The following is a 15647-nucleotide window of genomic DNA, read 5'->3' on the forward strand; positions in this document are numbered from 1 at the left end:
TACGATTGGCCGCGTGACTCAGCACGTCGAAACCCTCGAGTTCCAGGCCGAAACCCATCAGCTCCTGGAGCTGATGATCCATTCGGTCTACTCCAACAAAGACACGTTCCTGCGGGAGCTGATCTCGAACGCTTCCGACGCACTGGACAAGCTGAAACTGGCCACGTTCCAGGACAAGGATCTTGTCGCCGACACCGCCGATCTGCATATCGAGCTGGAGGTCGATACCGACAAGCGCATCCTGACCGTCCGCGACAACGGCATCGGCATGTCCCGCGCCGAGGTGATCGATCTGATCGGCACCCTCGCCAAGTCCGGCACCGCCGAGCTGCGCCGCAAGCTCACCGAGGCCAAGTCCGATGCCGCCGCCGAGGAACTGATCGGCCAGTTCGGTATCGGTTTCTATTCCACGTTCATGGTCGCGGACAAGGTCACCCTGACCACCCGTAAGGCAGGCGAGACCGAGGGCACCCGCTGGATCGCGGCGGCGGGCAGTTCCACCTACGAAATCGACACCCTCGCCGACGCGCCGCAGGGCACCTCGGTCACCCTCGAGCTCAAGCCCGCCGACGAGGACGATCACCTTTTCGATTACACGCAGGAATGGAAGCTGCGCGAGATCGTCCGCAAGTACTCCGACTTCATCGCCTGGCCGATCCGTATGCAGGTCGAGCGCACGGTGACCGAGGGTGAGGGCGAGGACAAGGTCGAGAAGACCGTTGTCGAGGATCAGACCCTCAATTCGCAGAAGGCGCTGTGGACGCGGCCGCGCAGTGAGGTGACCGACGAGGAGTACAAGGAGTTCTACCACCACGTCAGCCATGCCTGGGATGCCCCGCTCGAGATCATCCCGATGAAGGCGGAGGGCACCTTCGAATATCAGGCGCTGCTGTTCATTCCGTCGACCGCGCCGTTCGACCTGTTCACCCGTGAGCACAAGCGCGGCGTGCAGCTGTATGTGCGCCGGGTGTTCATCATGGACAACTGCGAAGAGCTGATGCCGGAGTACCTGCGGTTCGTCAAGGGTGTGGTGGACGCCCAGGACCTCTCGCTCAATGTGTCGCGTGAGATCCTGCAGCAGGACCGCCAGATCCAGATGATCCGCAAGCGTCTGGTCAAGAAGGTGCTGTCCACGGTCAAGGACATGCAGGGCGCCGAAGACCAGACGAAGTACCAGACGTTCTGGACCGAGTTCGGCCGGGTTCTCAAGGAGGGCTTGCTCTCCGACACCGACAATCGCGAAACCCTGCTCACCGTCTCGTCTTTCGCCTCCACCGCCTCGGACTCCGAGCTCACCACCCTGGCTCAGTATGTGGAGCGGATGCGCGACGGCCAGGACGCGATCTACTACATGACCGGCGAAAGCCGTGCGCAGGTGGAGAACTCGCCGCACCTGGAAGCCTTCACGGCCAAGGGTCTCGAGGTGCTGGTGCTCACCGATCCGGTCGACGAGATGTGGGTCGGTTCGGTGCCGGAGTTCGACGGCAAGAAGTTCCAGTCCATCGCCAAGGGCGAGGTCGACCTGGAGACCGAGGAGGAGAAGAAGGAGACCGAGGCCCTGCGCGAGCAGCAGGACAAGGACTTCGCCGAACTGCTCACCTGGCTCGGCAAGACCCTCGACGAGGTCGCCAAGGAGGTGCGCCTCACCAACCGGCTCACCACCTCGCCCGCCTGCCTGGTCGGTGACGTCTTCGACTTCACCCCGATGCTCGAGCGCATGTACCGCGCCTCGGGTCAGGCGCTGCCGGAATCCAAGCGCATCCTCGAGCTCAACCCCACCCACCCGCTGGTCACCGGCCTGCGCGACGCCTATGACGCGCGTAAGTCCGATGCCGATGAGGGCAAGGTGCCCGAGCTCGCCGAAACGGCCGAACTGCTCTACGGCACCGCGGTTCTCGCCGAGGGCGGCGAACTGAAGGACCCGGCCCGCTTCGCCCAGCTCCTGACCGAACGCCTGACCCGCACCGTCTAGCGGCGGTACCGCCTCTCCGCGACTCTTGCCGGTCGCGGGGAGGTGGCTGGGGCTAGCCGACCGGGCCTGCGGTAAGGACGTGGGGAGGCGGCTGGGCGGCCGACCGGGCCAGCGGTGAGGTTGTGGATAGCGGGCTGGGCGTGCCCGGTGAGTTACCCATGTCCTCGCCAGATCAGTTGTCGCGCTGGGGCAGGGATTCTGTTCACCGGGAATTGGCGTGCTGACCGGGGATATACCCGGCACCATGGATAGATGACGGGGCATGAGATCCGGCGGGCGCGTCCCGATGACTACGACGAGCTGATCGCAGTGGTCGACAACTGGTGGGGTCGCAGTGTCGTGCAGAACCTGCCGCGGATGTTCCTCGACCACTTCCACCGCACCAGCCTGGTCGCCACCGACGCCGACGGAATCTCCGGTTTCCTGGTCGGTTTCGGTTCCCCCGCCGACCCCGACACCGCCTACATCCACTTCGTCGCCGTCCGCCCCGACGCCCGCAAATACGGCCTCGGCCGCACCCTCTACGACAACTTCTTCACCCTCTCCCGCGCCGACGGCCGAAAAACCGTCACCGCCATCACCTCCCCAGCCAACTTCACCTCCATCGACTTCCACCGCAGCCTCGGCTTCACCGTCGAAGGCCCGATCCCCGACTACAACGGCCCCGGCCGCTCCCTCATCACCTTCACCCGCCCGCTCTGAGCAAGAGCTGGGCTGCCACTTCTGGGTGCGGAAACGTAAGGTGGGCAACGATTTAGGTTTGGTTGGTGAGAGGAACGGCGCGGATGGCGGAGGAGACGTCGGTCGCGGGGCGACCGTGGGATCTGGTGGCGCAGGGGTATGCGGAGGCCGGGGCGGTGGTGTTGGGGCCGTTTGCCGCGCAGGCGCTCGAGTATGTCGATATCGGTGCGGAGTCCGAGGTTGTCGATGTCGCGGCGGGGACCGGGTTGTTGAGTCTGGCCGCCGCTGAGCGGGGGGCGCGGGTGCGGGCGATCGATCTGTCGGCGCCGATGATCGAACAGCTCACCGCCGCAGCCGAACTCGCCGGCCGGACGACGATCAGCGCGCAGGTGGGGGACGGACAGGAGCTGCCCTACGCTGACGGGGAGTTCGACGCGGGGTTCTCGCTGTTCGGGCTCATGTTCTTCGCCGATCGGCCGCGCGGTTTCGCCGAGCTACGGCGGGTGCTGCGGCCGGGCGCCACGGCGGTGGTCGCCGCCTGGGCGCCCGCGGCCGACTCCTCGCTCATGCGCGCCCTGTTCGGCGCGCTGGCAGCAGGTGACCCGAATGCCGCACTGCCGCAACCGGATGCGCGCAGCCTGGAGAACCCAGCGGTCTTCACCGCGGAGATGCGGGCGGCCGGCTTCGAGAACGTCACCATCCACCCGCACACCGCCGAGATCCGCTTCCCGGATGCGAAGACCTTGTGGGACACCATGACCCGCAGCAGCGCCCCGCTGACCGTGCTCAGACACGAAGTGGGCGAAGAGGAATGGCAACGGCGCACCGAGGCGGCCATCGAACGCCTCACCGTCACCTACCGAGCCAACACCCCACTGTCGACCACCGCCCTGTTCGGCGTCGGCACGGTCCCCGAGGCCTGAAACGGCGAAGACGCCCTGTCCACGCGGGGAACAGGGCGCCTTCGACCGGAGGGGGAAATCTAGCGCGGGGCCATGCGCAGGGCGCCGTCCATGCGGATGGTCTCGCCGTTGAGGTAGTCGTGGGTCGCGATGTACTCCACCAGCTGGGCGTACTCGTCGGGGCGGCCCAGCCGCGACGGGAACGGGACGCCGGCCTCGAGGCCCTTGCGGTACTCCTCGGTGACGCCGGCCAGCATCGGGGTGTCGATGATGCCGGGGGCGATGGTGTTCACGCGGATGCCGAACTGGGCCAGGTCGCGCGCGGCCGGGACGGTCATGCCGTGCACGCCACCCTTGGAGGCCGAGTAGGCGATCTGGCCGATCTGGCCCTCGAACGCCGCGACGGAGGCGGTGTTGACGACCACGCCGCGCTGGCCGTACTCGTCGACCGGCTCGGTCTTGGCGATGGCATCGGCGGCCAGGCGCATCACATTGAACGTGCCGAGCAGGTTCACGGTGATGACGGTGCGGAACAGCTCCAGGTCGTGCGGGCCGTTCTTGGACAGGATGCGGCCCGCCCAGCCGACACCGGCGCAGTTGACCACGATGCGCAGCGGGGCGGGGCCCTCGGTGATCGTGGCGATCGCGGCGGCGACCTCGTCGTTGCTGGTCACGTCGGCGGCGATCAGGGTGACACCGGCGGGAACGTTGTCACCGGCGCGCTCGATGGACGCGGGGACGTCCAGGCCGAAGACGGTGGCGCCCGCGTCGGCGAGACGCTTGGCGGTGGCGGCACCGAGGCCGGACGCGCCTCCGGTGACGATGGCGGCGGAACCCGAAATCTCCACGGGATGTCCTCTCTGTGTTGGATGGCGGCTGGTGCCGCGGTTCTCGGCCCTTAACCCCTACCTCTTCCCTCCCTACGGGTACTCCTTCGTCGCACCCTTCGGTCAGTCCAGAGGCAGGGGGCGGGCCGAGAACGGGTGGTGCTCGGCCCAGTGGGCTACTAGCAGCCTGCCAATTAGCAAGTTGCCAACAATGGCACCCTAGCGGTTTCCGGGCCCGCTGCCTATGACGCCCTCCGACTCCCTGGTAGGCGCTGCGGGATTACCGGTGAACAGGGATGTTTTCCGGTGGTAACGTGCCGTCATGAGTTGGTTCTCCGGTCCGTCGGTGGCCGGACGGAAGGTGCTGATCACCGGCGCGGCGCGGGGGATCGGGGCCGCGCTGGCCGCCCGGCTGGCCGCGCGCGGGGCACACGTCGCGCTGCTCGGGCTGGAGCCGGAGTTACTGGCCGAGGTGGCCGCCGAGTGCGGGGACGCGCCGTGGCGCTACTGCGATGTGGCCGATCGAGCCCAGGTCGAGCGGGTGGTCGAGGCGCTGGTCGGCGAACTCGGCGGGCTCGATGTGCTGGTCACCAACGCGGGGATCGCCAAGCAGATGGTGATGATCGGCGGTGACCCGTCGGTGCTGGAGGAGACGCTGGCGGTCAATGTGCTCGGCGCGGTCTACGCGGTGCAGGCGGCGGGCAGGCATATCGCCCGGCCGGGCGGGTATGTGCTGATGATGTCGTCGATCTCGACCGCCGTGCAGCTGCCGCTGGCCGGTGCCTACAGCGCGTCGGCGGCGGCGATCGAGGCACTGGGCAACACCCTGCGCGGCGAGCTGCGCGCGAGCGGGGCGAAGGTCGGCATCAGCTATTTCGCCGAGATCGACACCGATATGACCCGGCGTGGTTTCGGGACCGCGGCCGCGCACACCGTGCTGCGCGAGATCAGCCTGACCGGCACCTCGCCGATCGGGCCCGCCGTCGACGCGCTCGAACGCGCGATCGCGCGGCGCCGCAAGGTCGTGGTCTCACCCTGGTGGGTGACGTTGGTGCTGCCGGTGCGACCCTTGGCGCAACTGGTGTTGCAGCGGGTACTCGGCAACCGGGTGGCGCGCGCACTCGAGATCGCCCGGACCGAGGACGCCCCCTTCACCACCACCCAGCCTGCCCGACCACGCAGAATGGAACGACGATGAGCGATCCGGCACCGACGCTGCGCCAACTGCCGCGGGGCCGTCACCACCTGACCAGGGCGGAAGTGGTGGCCTCCCAGCGCGAGCGCATTCTCATCGCCATGGGGGAGGCGATGACCGAGGGCGGGTATGTGGGCACGCCGGTCGCGGCGGTGCTCAAGCGGGCGGGCGTCTCGCGTGAGACGTTCTACGAACTGTTCCGTTCCAAGGAGGACTGCTTCGCCGCCGCGTTCGACCGGGTCTCCGGCCAGCTGGCCGCCAAGTTGCAGGCGGTGATCGCCGACACGGCCGACACCGACCCGCTGACCAGGATGGATCGCATCCTCACTGCCTACTTCGAGCACATGATCGACGACCCGGCCGCCGCCCGGCTGTTCCTGGTCGAGGTGTACGCGGTCGGCCCGTCGGCGATCGAGGCGCGCATGGCATTGCAGAGCCGCTTCGTCGCGGTGGTGGCCACCATGCTCGGCGCCGAGACCGACGACCAGCATTTCGCCTGCGCGACCCTGGCCGCGGCGATCGGCGCGCTGGTCACCGGCAAGATCGCCGGCGACGATCTGACGAGCCTGCGCGATCTCAAAGACCAGCTCATCGCGATGGCCCGCCGCTCCGGCACCCTCTACGGCAACGCCTTCGCCGGCTGATCCCCGGCCGGTTCGGGCACGGCGGTGCGGGTCGCCCGCCACACGCCGATACCGGCCCCGACCAGGGCGGGCGCGAGAGCCGCGAGCCCGATGCCGGCCCAACCGCCCAGCGTGGGCACGAACGCATCGAGCACCGTCTTGCCCGCGAAGAACAGGAACAGCAGGCCGGAGGCGAAGGCGATGGCGCGCTCGGGCAGGTGCTTGCCCGCGAGTTTGCCGACCAGAATGGCCAGGCCGCCCGCGGCCACCATGCCGGCCACCGAGCCGATCCAGACCGCCAGCCAGTTGTTGTCGGCGGCCAGCGCGGCAGCGGCGAACATGGTGCGGTCGCCGAGTTCGGCGAGCATGAAGGCGGAGATGACCACCAGGAAGGCATTGCGAGTGCTGGGCGGCGCGGGCGTCTCGTCGGTGTCGTCACCGGTGCCGAGCGCGTCGCGCAGTGTCCACAGGCCGACCACCAGCAGGGTGAGCGCGGTGACCACGGCGATGGCGTCGGCGGGCAGCGCGGCGCCGAGGAAATGGCCGACGCCGGCGGCGATGAGATTCACCGCGACGCTGGCGACGCTGATCCCCGCCAGCACCACCCACCAGCGGTAACGCAGCGCGAAGGTCAAGGCCATCAGCTGCGATTTGTCGCCGAGTTCGGCGAGGAACAGCACGCCGAAGCTCAGCAGGATCGTGGTGATCATGAATTCAGCTCCCAGGACAACACTCCGGCCTGTGGCTGAGGAGACGGGTGCGCCTTCAGCCACACCGGTCTACGGATCGGTTCGTGGCCGAAGGTCTCGCCCACCGGTGATCACCGGTTCGTGCAGCCGGACCGCGCCGGGTTCGGCGGGCGATCAGTATGTCGACTGCGCGATTGCGGGCTACTCCCCTTCGCTGGCACCACCATAGCTCGATTGCTGCCGATATGCCAATACCCTGTAACCGAAATCGCAATGGGGACAATAAGTTTGGGTGAGCTGCGGCAATAGTTAGGGTTCCCTGAATTCGATGGTCCGGACAGCCGTTGCCAGTGGTTCGCCGGACCGGTTCATCGAAAGGTTCAGGCCGCCAGCAACATTGCCAGCACCGCGGTATCGGGATCGCTGATCAGATCCATCCCGACCCGGCTCACCAGCGAGGTGACCGTCCCGTCGAGCTCGGCCTCGGCCCACGCCGCCCGATGCTCCAGGCCCAGATGCGGCACCCCGGGCAACAGCACGCAACCCGACGCCGCGCCCGCGCACTCGGGCAGCGACGGGCGGGTCTCCGACGGCGGATGCAGCATCAGCAGGGCGGGCGGCACATGAGCGGCGAAGCGTCCCGGCTCGATCGCCTCCTCACCGAGCACCGGCCCCTCGGCCAGCACCAACCCGACCGTGCCGGGCTGGGGATCGTCGGGCAATTCCTCGCGCACCCCGAACACGGTCGAGGTCACCAGCAGGCCGGGCATCGAGGCCACCCGCACGGCCAGGACCAGCACCTGCGCCCACTCCTTGGTGGTATCGGGCCACCGACCCGACACGACGAATCCCTGTAGCTGACCGCGCGCCTGAAACGGCGTGATCCCGATCGGACCCTGCGTCGTCATGATGGCCTCCCGATCTCCGGGGGCGCTATGCCCGTATAGATCAGGGATAACCCCAAACCCGTCTGGCACACAAGTACCACCGAGTGCCAGGAACTGGGCAAACAACGCAAAAGACCCCCCAGCGAGTGCTGGGAGGTCTTTCGCGCAGTCGGCTGCTACCCGAAAATCAGGCCCTTGCCCTGCGACACGGCGCGGGCGAAGCGGTCCTGCACGTCGGCCCAGTTGACGACGTTCCAGAACGCGGTCACGTAGTCGGCCTTGACGTTCTTGTACTGCAGGTAGAAGGCGTGCTCCCACATGTCGACCTGCAGCAGCGGGATGATGCCGATCGGCACATTGGCCTGCTGGTCGTACAGCTGGAAGGTCAGCAGGTTCTGGCCCAGGGTGTCGTAACCCAGGACGGCCCAGCCGGAGCCCTGCAGGCCGTTGGCGGCGGCGGTGAACTGCGCGCGGAACTTGTCGAACGAACCGAACTGGTCGTCGATCGCGGCGGCCAGCTCGCCTTCCGGCTTGTCGCCACCGTTGGGGGAGAGGTTCTTCCACCAGATGGAGTGGTTGGTGTGGCCACCGAGGTGGAAGGCCAGGTTCTTCTCGTTGAGGAAGATGGCGGCGTGGTCGCCGGCCTCACGGGCGGCTTCCAGCTTCTCCAGTGCGGCGTTCGCGCCCGCGACGTAGGCGGCGTGGTGCTTGGAGTGGTGGATCTCGTTGATCTGCCCCGAGATGTGGGGCTCCAGTGCGCTGTAGTCGTAATCCAGATCCGGCAGCGTGTACTCGGCCACGTTGTCCCTTTCCTGTGTCGGGCTGTGTGCGCCCATCCGATCGAGCACACCAACCATCATTCGTACACCCGTTTCCTGCAACCTCGAACCGCCGGGCCCACATTCCCTTCGGCTCACCGAGGTCGAAAATCGGGTGTGCGCCCTACAGTGGGGGCGCTACGTCTGCTTTGGACGCCCTGACATCACCGGAATCGTGTGCGGCCCACCAGCGGCGGCCGCCCGCGACGAACTCGGCCATGGGGATCTCCCGGCCGCTCAGGTCGGTGACGGTGATCTTGTCGAACCACACGCGCACGTCGAGCTCGCGCGGGTCGATGCCCTCCTCCTGGGAGAACTCGATGACGTGCGCCGCGATGCGCTGGTCGAGCACGGTGTCGAAGCTGAGCAGCTCGCTCCACAGCGTCCAGCCGCTGTCGTCGAGGTCGATGAACTCCCAGCCGTGCAGGCCGCCGCCGCCGAAGCTCGCGATGGCGTCGTCGAGCTGGTCGAGGGTCAGGGGGAGGACGCGGGCGTCGATATCGTCCCAGCGCTGGATGCGCAGCGACGCGGCAACCCGGGTGACCCCGGTGAAGGTGAGCAGGACTTTGGTATCGGTCGGCGCGGGTCCGTCCGCGGGTAGCGTCAGCACCTCCAAGGCGAGTTGCAGCCGTCCGGCCGCGGCGTCCACTTCTACCCCGAGACAGGTGGATTCGGACAAAGCGGTATTCAGGCCGTTGATGTCGAAACTGTCGAGTAGCCCCCTGCTCACGTTCATGCGCTCAGGCTACCGATCCGCCCGCCCAGATCCCAGGATTTAGGATTTTCTCTAGGGATGTCGTTTTTATGGAACCGAATCGGGCCGGCTCGCGTCCAAGTAGATGTCGGGACCGGGAGCCCTCGAGAATCCCGACGTCAGCGGCGAACGATCGCTCCGGGATGACATGGAGGGGAGTCCCGGATCGATCGTTCCCGCTAGTCTTCCCCGGGCCCGACGACGCCTCGATAGCCCGAGCCTCACGAATGTGTGCTGACCGATAGCTGGTACCTGTGGATCAAGTTGTGGATTCTGTGGATAACCGAAGACCGGCCACCGACCACGCACAGCCGCGCCCGGCGTCGCGCCGGGCATGGCAGGATCGAGGCGTGACGAGCTCCGATGTCCCGACGGTGCCGGTGGGTGCGGTACCCGCCGCGTTCGACAACGCCGAACCGGTCCCCGGCGCCCAGCTGCTCGATGTGCGCGAACCCGACGAATGGGAACTCGGGCACGCGCCCGGCGCGATCCACATCCCGATGGTCGATGTGCCCGCCCGGCTCGACGAGATCGATATCGATGCCGAACTGTACGTCGTGTGCAGGCAGGGCGGTCGCTCGATCGAAGTCGTCAAGTACCTGGCCCACATCGGGTACGAGGCAGTGAACGTCGCGGGGGGCATGGTGGCCTGGCAGCAGACCGGCCGTCCGGTGGTCGCCGACGGCGACCACGAAGCCAAGATCTACTAGTCCGGAACGGGGTGCGCGGGTGAGTTCGGTGGTGCAACCATGTGCACGCTGTGGCGCGCGGTGGGCCGTGCAGGGCGCGCCGATGCACTGGTGCCCGCGCTGCCGTGGCGTGCTGCTGTCGCCGGGCAAGGTCGACGCCCCCGCCGCGCAGCGCAACTACCGCTGGGTCGCCCGCCGCCCCGACCACCGCACCCGCCGGGCCGCGGCCGCCGGCAAGTCCGCCGCACCGAGCCCCACCCCGCACTACACCGAGATCCCGCGCTGGGGTCTGCTCGACCCGCCGCCGCAGCCCGCCGCCGCGGCGCCGCGCCCGCTGCGTGGCATGGCCGCCCGGCGCGACCGGCTGCTGCTGCTCTCGGCCGTGGCCTTCCTGCTCGCCGGACTCGCCGAATACGGCCGCTACCTGGTGCTGCTGCGCAACCGCACCCGGCTCATCCCGGAGTGGCTGCTCTGGTTCTCCGACGCGACCGTGTGGCTGTTCGGCACGCTGGCCCCGATCGTCGCGCTGCTCACCGCGCTGTCGCTGGTGGCCTGGCTGATCGAGGCCAGGCGCGACGCGTTCGCCGCCGACGGCAGGCGCGATCCGCGCAGGCGCTGGACGCTGATCGCCGGCTGCCTGGTGCCGGGGCTCAACCTGCTCTGGCCCGGGGTCTTCCTCACCGAACTGCTCGGGCGCGATCCCGATCCGCGCTCGCTCAAGGCCGTGCGGATCTGGTGGGCGGCCTGGGTGGCCAGCGGGTTGGTGCTGGTCGTGGCCACATTGTGGCGGGACGCGAGCACGCTGCAGGCCGAGGCCGACAGCGTCTCCTTCACCGGGTTCAGCGACCTGTGCGCGGCCGCGTTCGCGGTGCTGACCCTGTGGACGGTCCGGCTGCTGGAAGGCCGGGATCTGCGCGGCGCCGCGCGGTCGACGCAGCGCTGGGTGATGGCCGCCGATCCCGCCCGTGTCGTCATCGCCCCGGTGCAGCCGGGGGTCCCCGAACGCGCGGCTTCCGCCGAGACCGGCGAGAATGCGGTGAAGGAGGTTGTCGCCCAGTGAACCAGCCCAATCGCGCGCCGTTCGTGGTCGCGCATCGCGGTGCGTCGGCCGCACGCCCCGAGCACACCCTCGATGCCTACGAACTGGCCTTGCAGGAGGGTGCCGACGGCGTGGAATGCGATGTCCGGCTGACCCGCGACGGGCACCTGGTCTGCGTGCACGACCGCACCGTCGACCGCACTTCCGACGCCACCGGCCTGGTCAGCGAGCTGACCCTGGCCGAACTGCAGGACATGAACTTCGGCACCGGCGAGGCCCCGCAGGGCGTGCTGGCCCTGGCCGACCTGATCGAGCTGGTGCTGGACTGGCGCAGCAGGCCGACCAAGCTGTTCATCGAGACCAAGCACCCCGTGCGCTACGGCGCGCTGGTGGAGAACAAGGTGCTCGCCGAACTACAGCGCTTCGGCATCGCCACACCCGCCTCGGCCGATCATTCGCGCGCCGTGGTCATGTCGTTCGCCGCGACCGCGGTCTGGCGCATCCGTCGCGCCGCGCCGCTGCTACCGACTGTGCTGCTCGGCGAGTCCTCGCGTTTCCTCGGTGGCGGCGCCGCGACGACCGTCGGCGCGACCGCGGTCGGCCCCTCGGTGAAAACGCTGCGTGAGCACCCGGAACTGGTGGACAAGGCGGCCGCGGCCGGTCGCGCCACCTACTGCTGGACCGTCGACGAACCCGACGACGTGAAATTGTGCGCCGACCTGGGCGTGAGCTGGGTGGCCACCAACCACCCCGGCCGGACGAAGGCCCTGCTCGCCGGAGTGTGACCTTCCCCTAAACTCCGTGCGTGGGTAAAAGCAAGCGGAACAGTCCGAAGCCCGACAGTAATCGGGCTCAGCGTCTCGCCGAGCGGCGTGCGGCGCAGGAGCAGGCATCTGCGGCCGTGACGCGGCCGTTCGCGGGGCTTGCTGCCGAATGTGATCTGGTGGCGCTGCGGGAGTTCGTGCCGTCGGCGACCGCGACCTTGAAGCTGGCGCCCGGCGTGGCCGCCCAGCGCGAGGTCACCCTGGCGACGGTGCTGCCCGGCGCGGTGGCCGCGCTGGTGCGCGCCGCGGACGAGCCGGTCGGCTTCGTCGGCACGCAGGTGCAGCATCAGGGCGCCGACCCGTCGGCCGATATCGCCGCGGCGATCCTGTGGACCCAGTCCGCCGAGCCCGGCGAGTCGCTGACCGCGGCGGAGTCGGTCGAGGGCGGTCCGCGCCTGGCCGATGTCGTCGACCCGGGCGCTGATCTCGAGCTCACCGTGCACCAGGATTTCGACTGGTGGGTGCCTGAGGGCGTGACCCCCGACCCGCAGGTGGCGGCGACCATCGAGCAGGCCAAGCAGGCGATCATGCCTTCGGCGCGGCTGGATCTGGGCGCGGACGGTATCGGTGCGGCCTGGTGGGTCGACGCGGGCGAGAAGGCGCATGTGCGCTGGGTGCGTCCGGAGGACGAGGACGCCCTGATGCTGGCGCTGGCCAGGGTGCACGCCACCGGTGGCCTGCACATGGGTGAGGGTTCGCGTTTCGCCGGCTCGTTCCGCACGCACGGCCTGCTGGTGCCGGTGTTCGATCTCGATCCCGAACGTCACCCCACCGAGTGGGCAGCGCCTGCCCGGGAATTCGGTGTGCGGCTGGCCGAGGCGCTGGCCTCGGATGCCCCGATGACCAGCGCGGAGCGTCGTTCGCGTGATGGTCTGCGGTCGCGTCAGGTCACCCTGCGCTGAACTAAATGAAATAACCGACTTTCACTCGCTGGGTCGGCTAGGTTCACGCCTACGCCCGCCAAGCGGCGGATGAGGAAAGTCGAGGAGTCATGGAGTTTCTCGGATCGGTAGCCGGTCTCGCGCAGATCTTGATCGGCACCATTCTTGCCAACACGGGTTCGGCCGGCTCCGGCTCCGGCTGGTGAACGCACGACGGATTCGGCTCGCCCGCGCGAGCCGAATCCGGCCGTTTCGCCGCTAGACGCTGCCGCCGGCGACCGAGGGCGCGCCCGAGGCTTCCTTCGGCGTGCTGAGCTCGCGCCACATGAACGCCTCCAGGTCGAACAGGTTCGACCCGGCGCGATCGGCGATATTGAGCAGCGTGGTCATGTGCGCGACCTCTTCGACCTGTTCCTTGAGGAACCACTGCATGAACTGTTCGCCCAGGTAGTCGCCCTCTTCGCGGGCGGTGCTCGCCAGGCGCACGATCTGGTCGGTGACCGTCTTCTCCTGGGCAAGTGCCAGCTCGATCGGCTCGCGCGCGTTCTCGAAGCTCGACTTGGCCGCGTCGATGCCCGCGATATCGACCGCGATATCCCGGTCGACGAAATACTGCACGATCATCATCGCGTGATTTCGCTCTTCGACGGACTGGGCGTAGAACCGCTTCGCCAGCTGCGGCAGGTCGTTGTTGTCGAACCACACAGCGATCGCGATGTACTGGTGCTCGGCGTTGAACTCATGCCGGATCTGATCTTGGAGAAGGCCATGGAATTTACTGCGCGGGGGTTCCGGATGAATCGACATGTTCGTCACATTAGCCCTGGTCACAAGGGGTTGTCATCCAAGTGCAGCCTTATTGAGGACAGTATTCCCTAACCAAGTATTTCCTAATTGAGCATTCCCTAACCGGCGCCGGCCATGCGCGGAGCGGTGGTGTCGACGGTTGTCGAACCGGTCAGTTCGCGACGGATGAATTCCTCGACATCGAACAGATTTCCCTGCCGATCCAGCACCGTCAGCAAAGTGTCCATCTCGGCGACATCGGCGACCTGCTCTTTCAGGAACCATTGCATGAATTGTTCGCCGAGGTAATCATCGGCTTCACGCGCGGCCGCGGCCAGCGCGCTGATCTGCGAAGTGACCGCGCGCTCGCGATCGAGCAGGAAGGCGATGGCCGCCCGCGGAGAATCGAAGTCGGGGCGCACCTCGTCGAGCCCGCCGATCGCCACGCCGATTTCCCGGTCGAGCAGATACCGCACGATGCGCAGGGCATGGCCGCGGTTGTCCGCGGACCTGGCATAGGTCTGCGCGGCCAGTTCGGGTAGGCGTTGCGCGTCGAAGTACACCGCGGCGGCCAGATACTGCTGCGCGGTGGTCAACCCGTGCCGGACCTGGTCACGCAGCAGATGGATGAAGGTACGGTCCTCGGCCATACTTCGACGTTACCGCGTCAGCAGGTCCGCCGGAATCTGCCGATCCTCGGCCAGCGCCTCGAAGAAGTCCGAGGCCTTGGCCTTGTCCCAGAGCAGCACATTGCCCACGTCGGTGTCGTCGAAGCCGCCGATCGGGACACTGGTGGTCACCGTGTCGCCACGCATCGCCCAGCCGAGCGCCGCCAGGCTCCAGATGTGGTCGCCGTCATCGACTTTCAGCGAACCGGCGACACCGGTGGCCATCGGCCACAGCGAGAACGGATTGACCAGGGTGCCCATGCTGGTCGCCTTCTTCAACAGCGCCGACATGAAGATCCGCTGATGGTTCATCCGGTCCACATCGGCGCGCGGGGTGGCGCGGGTGCGCACGAAACCGAGCGCATCGGGGCCGGACAGCCGCTGGCAGCCGGCGGGCAGATCGAGGCCGGCCAGCGGGTCGACGATCGGTTCGTCCAGACACACATCGATACCGCCGAGCGCGTCCACCACACTGGCGAATCCGCCGAAGCCGATCTGCGCGTAGTGGTCGATCCGCACGCCGGTGGCTTGCTCCACGGTCTGCACCAGCAGTTCGGGGCCGCCGAGCGCGAACGAGGCGTTGAGCTTGTCCTTGCCGTAGCCGGGCACATTGACATAGGAGTCGCGCGGCAGGCTCACCATCGTCGTCGGCCCGGAAGACGGGATGTGCACCAGCATGATCGTGTCGGTGCGCTCGGTGCCGTCGATATCGCCGCCGGTCGCGAGCTCCTGCTCCTGCTCGGGCGTCAGATCGCCGCGGCTGTCGGAACCGACCAGCAGCCAGTTGGTGCCGGGGGTGTCGCCGACGCGGTCGCTGTAGGAGGTGAGCGCGGCGATGCGGGTCAGCGAGTTGTCCAGGTGCACGCAACCGGCGATCAACCCGGCCACGACCAGCACCACCAGCACCAGGAACCACCGGAACGGATGACGCCCGCGCCGTCGTCGCGGCGGCTGCGCCTGCCTGCCCGCGTCGACCGGCGGCGGGGTTCGCCGGGGCGGCAGCGAATCGTGGTGCGGGACCGGGCGCTGGGTCGGCGCGTGCCGGACCGGTTCGCGGCGCGGCGGGGGCTGCGCGTGCTTCTGCCTTGGCTTGACGTGCTCGCGCGGCATCTGTGAATAGGCCAGCGGCTGCTCGCCCCGGCCGTCACGGCGCATGACCTGGGTCGGTTCCACGTGCGAGGCAGGCGGCCTGCGGTCCGGTGGCGGGGTGTGCCGCACGGTCTGGCCCTCGTCGGGCAGCGGCCTGCGCTGACGTGGGTCGACGCCACGTCCGGGCGGCGGCAGCGGCGGCCGACCGGGGCGGCCCTGGGGCGGCGGCACCCGGCGCCTGCGTGGATCGTCGCCGTTCATCACCGTGAAACTCTACTGATCGTCGGGAGCACGGGCGGGTTGTCCGCGCTCGGTCTCTACTG

17 protein-coding genes are annotated in these 15647 nt (G+C 68.1%); 9 read left to right on the forward strand and 8 right to left on the reverse strand.

What is annotated here, in order from left to right:
• Window positions 1–13 precede the first annotated feature (13 nt).
• From htpG to ACFXK0_RS03960, 3 genes are all read left to right on the forward strand, one after another.
• The gene (htpG, locus tag ACFXK0_RS03950; RefSeq protein ID WP_379408219.1) at window positions 14–1972 is read left to right on the forward strand and encodes a molecular chaperone HtpG; all 1959 of its coding nucleotides are present in this window, start codon (window positions 14–16) and stop codon (window positions 1970–1972) included.
• A 252-nt stretch (window positions 1973–2224) separates the two neighbouring features.
• On the forward strand, window positions 2225–2674 hold the full coding sequence (locus tag ACFXK0_RS03955; protein WP_379408220.1) for a GNAT family N-acetyltransferase: 450 nt from the start codon (window positions 2225–2227) through the stop codon (window positions 2672–2674).
• Between the two features lie 83 nt (window positions 2675–2757).
• Window positions 2758–3576 (forward strand): class I SAM-dependent methyltransferase, encoded by an 819-nt coding sequence (locus ACFXK0_RS03960; RefSeq protein WP_379408221.1) that lies wholly within the window; start codon window positions 2758–2760, stop codon window positions 3574–3576.
• 59 nt (window positions 3577–3635) lie between these two features.
• Here the strand turns inward: ACFXK0_RS03960 and ACFXK0_RS03965 are convergent, their stop codons facing one another.
• Window positions 3636–4403 (reverse strand): SDR family NAD(P)-dependent oxidoreductase, encoded by a 768-nt coding sequence (locus ACFXK0_RS03965; RefSeq protein ID WP_379408222.1) that lies wholly within the window; start codon window positions 4401–4403, stop codon window positions 3636–3638.
• Window positions 4404–4704: 301 nt separating this feature from the next.
• Between ACFXK0_RS03965 and ACFXK0_RS03970 the strand changes: the two genes are divergently transcribed.
• Entirely contained in the window at window positions 4705–5580 is an 876-nt protein-coding gene (locus tag ACFXK0_RS03970) for an SDR family NAD(P)-dependent oxidoreductase (RefSeq protein WP_379408223.1), read from the forward strand.
• The gene (locus ACFXK0_RS03975) at window positions 5577–6221 is read left to right on the forward strand and encodes a TetR/AcrR family transcriptional regulator (protein ID WP_379408224.1); all 645 of its coding nucleotides are present in this window, start codon (window positions 5577–5579) and stop codon (window positions 6219–6221) included. The genes ACFXK0_RS03970 and ACFXK0_RS03975 overlap by 4 nt, the downstream gene beginning before the upstream one ends.
• Here ACFXK0_RS03975 and ACFXK0_RS03980 read toward each other — a convergent pair.
• From ACFXK0_RS03980 to ACFXK0_RS03995, 4 genes are all read right to left on the reverse strand, one after another.
• Complete coding sequence (locus ACFXK0_RS03980) at window positions 6197–6910, reverse strand: TMEM165/GDT1 family protein (RefSeq protein WP_379408225.1); 714 nt, start codon at window positions 6908–6910, stop codon at window positions 6197–6199. The genes ACFXK0_RS03975 and ACFXK0_RS03980 overlap by 25 nt on opposite strands.
• A gap of 359 nt (window positions 6911–7269) precedes the next feature.
• Window positions 7270–7797: a peptidase gene (locus tag ACFXK0_RS03985; protein ID WP_379408227.1), complete on the reverse strand. Its 528-nt coding sequence runs from the start codon at window positions 7795–7797 to the stop codon at window positions 7270–7272.
• A gap of 155 nt (window positions 7798–7952) precedes the next feature.
• Window positions 7953–8576, reverse strand: coding sequence for a superoxide dismutase (locus tag ACFXK0_RS03990; protein WP_379408228.1), 624 nt, complete (start codon window positions 8574–8576; stop codon window positions 7953–7955).
• A gap of 142 nt (window positions 8577–8718) precedes the next feature.
• Complete coding sequence (locus ACFXK0_RS03995; RefSeq protein WP_379408230.1) at window positions 8719–9330, reverse strand: hypothetical protein; 612 nt, start codon at window positions 9328–9330, stop codon at window positions 8719–8721.
• A 368-nt stretch (window positions 9331–9698) separates the two neighbouring features.
• Here ACFXK0_RS03995 and ACFXK0_RS04000 point away from each other — a divergent pair, with 368 nt between their 5' ends.
• The 4 genes from ACFXK0_RS04000 to ACFXK0_RS04015 are packed head-to-tail and all read left to right on the forward strand — an operon-like array spanning window position 9699 to window position 12802.
• Window positions 9699–10058 carry a rhodanese-like domain-containing protein gene (locus ACFXK0_RS04000; protein ID WP_379408231.1) on the forward strand — a complete coding sequence of 120 codons (360 nt, stop codon included), beginning with the start codon at window positions 9699–9701 and terminating at the stop codon, window positions 10056–10058.
• A 19-nt stretch (window positions 10059–10077) separates the two neighbouring features.
• Window positions 10078–11097 (forward strand): DUF4328 domain-containing protein, encoded by a 1020-nt coding sequence (locus ACFXK0_RS04005; RefSeq protein ID WP_379408232.1) that lies wholly within the window; start codon window positions 10078–10080, stop codon window positions 11095–11097.
• The gene (locus tag ACFXK0_RS04010; protein WP_379408233.1) at window positions 11094–11861 is read left to right on the forward strand and encodes a glycerophosphodiester phosphodiesterase; all 768 of its coding nucleotides are present in this window, start codon (window positions 11094–11096) and stop codon (window positions 11859–11861) included. The genes ACFXK0_RS04005 and ACFXK0_RS04010 overlap by 4 nt, the downstream gene beginning before the upstream one ends.
• A 20-nt stretch (window positions 11862–11881) precedes the next feature.
• Window positions 11882–12802 carry a DUF5926 family protein gene (locus ACFXK0_RS04015; RefSeq protein WP_379408234.1) on the forward strand — a complete coding sequence of 307 codons (921 nt, stop codon included), beginning with the start codon at window positions 11882–11884 and terminating at the stop codon, window positions 12800–12802.
• Window positions 12803–13039: 237 nt separating this feature from the next.
• Here the strand turns inward: ACFXK0_RS04015 and ACFXK0_RS04020 are convergent, their stop codons facing one another.
• The 3 genes from ACFXK0_RS04020 to ACFXK0_RS04030 all read right to left on the reverse strand — a co-directional run bounded on the left by ACFXK0_RS04020 (window position 13040) and on the right by ACFXK0_RS04030 (window position 15585).
• A complete protein-coding gene (locus ACFXK0_RS04020; protein WP_379408235.1) occupies window positions 13040–13588 on the reverse strand; it encodes a ferritin in 549 nt (182 codons plus the stop codon).
• Window positions 13589–13686: 98 nt separating this feature from the next.
• On the reverse strand, window positions 13687–14217 hold the full coding sequence (locus ACFXK0_RS04025) for a ferritin (protein ID WP_379408236.1): 531 nt from the start codon (window positions 14215–14217) through the stop codon (window positions 13687–13689).
• 9 nt (window positions 14218–14226) lie between these two features.
• Window positions 14227–15585, reverse strand: a complete 1359-nt coding sequence (locus ACFXK0_RS04030) for an LCP family protein (protein ID WP_379408473.1) — start codon at window positions 15583–15585, stop codon at window positions 14227–14229.
• Window positions 15586–15647 lie beyond the last annotated feature (62 nt).

Source organism: Nocardia sp. NPDC059177, assembly GCF_042755165.1.
In the GTDB taxonomy this organism is placed as follows: domain Bacteria; phylum Actinomycetota; class Actinomycetes; order Mycobacteriales; family Mycobacteriaceae; genus Nocardia.